This window comes from Promicromonospora kroppenstedtii DSM 19349, from assembly GCF_000515355.1.
GTDB lineage: Bacteria > Actinomycetota > Actinomycetes > Actinomycetales > Cellulomonadaceae > Promicromonospora > Promicromonospora kroppenstedtii.
In genome coordinates this window covers 1,835-3,967 of sequence record NZ_KI911631.1, presented here as the reverse complement: position 1 = coordinate 3,967, position 2,133 = coordinate 1,835, and the positions used below count along the sequence as shown (strand labels likewise).

The window sequence follows — 2,133 nt, the reverse complement described above, 5'->3', positions numbered from 1 at the left end:
GGCCGCGATCGAGTCGCTGCTGTCGGCGCGGGTGGCGGCCACCATGTCCCCCGGCTCGGTGTACCACCCGGACCGCGAGCTCGTGGGGCAGGGCCTGGCCTCGCTGGCGTCGGGGCTGTTCGGCGGCATGCCCGCCACGGGAGCCATCGCGCGGACGGCCGTCAACGTGCGCTCCGGTGCCCGCACCCGCCTGGCCGCCGTCGTGCACGCACTCGTGATCCTCGCGGTCATCTACCTGGCCACCGGGCCCGTGGGGCGCGTCCCGCTGGCTGCCCTGGCGGGCGTGCTCATGGTGACGGCGTTCCGGATGATCGGCGCGGGCACCGTCCGCGCCGTGCTGCGCTCCACCCGCTCCGACGCCGTCACGTTCGTGGTGACAGCCGTCATCACCGTCGCGTTCGACCTCGTCGAGGCCGTGCAGATCGGGCTGGTCGTCGCGGCGTTCTTCGCGCTGCGCCGGGTGGCGCGCGCGTCGTCCGTGCACCGCGAGCCGCTGCCGGGCGCCGCGCACGAGGGCGACGAGCGCATCGCGCTGTTCCGGCTGGACGGCGCCATGTTCTTCGGGGCCGCCGAACGGATCCTCGGCGAGGTCACCGACGCCTCGGTGCGCGACGACGTGCTGGTGGTCGTCCTGCGGCTCTCGCAGCTCGGCATGGTCGACGCCACCGGCGCCCGGGCCCTGGCCGAGCTGGTCACCGCCCTGGAGCAGCGGGGCATGACGGTACTGGTCAAGGGCGTGCAGCCCCGGCACCACAGGCTGCTGACGACCGTCGGCGTGCTGGCGGGGCTGCGGCACGAGAACCACGTGTTCGCCACGCTGGACGACGCCGTCACGCACGCCCGCTCGCACGTCGGGCGCGCGGCGCAGGGCGTCGACGTGCCGCAGCTCGACGGGCGACGCTGAGCCGCGCCCGACGCCCGTCACGTCGTCGCCCCGCCGCGATCCGGTAGCCTCCGTGCCGTGCCCGTGATCTCGCTCCTTCGTTCGGCCTTCGCCGGCCCCCACCGGGGTCCGGTCGGGGCGCTGGCGATCCTGACGGTCATCGTCGGCGTGGTCACGATGCACTCGATGAGCGGGTCGCCGACGTCGCACGGGCACGCCGTGCCGCACGAGACCTCCGTGGTCGCCGTCGAACGAGCCGGCACCGCGCAGGCGGCCACCGGACCGGTCACGACCCCGGGCCCGGTACTGGCCCAGGTCCAGCCCCAGGCGCCGGACGGCCACACCGCCGGCGAGGGATCCTGCTGCGACGGCTGCGGCGGGCACGACGCCGCCATGGCGATGTGCCTGATGATCCTCGTCGCGCTGCTGGGCCTCGTGGCGCCCGTACGGCGCCTCCTGTGGCGCGCCCCGCTGGAGCTCGCGATGTCCCTGACCCCGGCGCTCGCCGTCGTCCGCGACCTCGCCGCGCCCAGCCTGCACGACCTCTGCATCTCCCGGACGTAGACCCGGGTCCGGCGCGCACCGCGCGCCGGACCCACGAGCGCGACCGTGCCCCAGCGCGGTCGTGCCGATGAGTGCTACCCGAGATCGAAGCAGAAGCAGAGGAAAGACCATGAAGCGCACCCTCATGTCCGCGATCGCCCTGGCCGGGGCCCTGGCCCTGACCGCGTGCTCAGGTTCCGAGCAGGCCGGCCACAACGACGCGGACGTCATGTTCGCGCAGATGATGATCCCGCACCACGAGCAGGCGATCGAGATGTCGGACGTCGTCCTGGCACGGCCGGACGCCGACCCGCAGGTGGCCGAGCTGGCCACGCAGATCAAGGCGGCGCAGGCGCCCGAGATCGAGGAGCTCGACGGCTGGCTCGACACGTGGGGCACCGAGCGCACCGCGGAGCACGACGGCCACGCCGGGATGGACGGCATGATGACCGAGGAGGACCTCCAGGCGCTGGGCGCCGCAACCGGCCCCGACGGCGACCGCCTGTTCCTGGAGCAGATGGTGGCGCACCACGAGGGCGCCGTGGAGATGGCGCAGGCCCAGGTGGAGTCGGGCGAGGACGCGGGCGCGGTCGAGATGGCGCAGACCATCGTCGACACGCAGGCGGCCGAGATCGAGACGATGAAGCAGCTCCTCGCCTCGATGTGACCGACCGGTGGTGCGCCGGCCCGAGCCGGCGCACCACCTC

The 2,133-nt window shown here is 74.1% G+C and carries 3 protein-coding genes; all 3 read left to right on the top strand.

What is annotated here, in order from left to right:
- Positions 1 to 904 (top strand): SulP family inorganic anion transporter (locus PROKR_RS06180; RefSeq protein WP_157601919.1); only part of this gene is annotated, 904 nt, incomplete at its 5' end.
- 57 nt (positions 905 to 961) lie between these two features.
- Positions 962 to 1,447, top strand: coding sequence for a DUF6153 family protein (locus PROKR_RS06175; protein WP_036960763.1), 486 nt, complete (start codon positions 962 to 964; stop codon positions 1,445 to 1,447).
- Positions 1,448 to 1,556: 109 nt separating this feature from the next.
- Positions 1,557 to 2,093: a DUF305 domain-containing protein gene (locus PROKR_RS06170; RefSeq protein WP_036960759.1), complete on the top strand. Its 537-nt coding sequence runs from the start codon at positions 1,557 to 1,559 to the stop codon at positions 2,091 to 2,093.
- The last annotated feature ends 40 nt before the right edge of the window (positions 2,094 to 2,133 follow it).

What these genes read in the sequence shown, in the direction of transcription:
- PROKR_RS06170 (WP_036960759.1), top strand. Translation starts at nt 1,557, where the DNA reads ATGAAGCGCACCCTCATGTCCGCGATCGCCCTGGCCGGGGCCCTGGCC.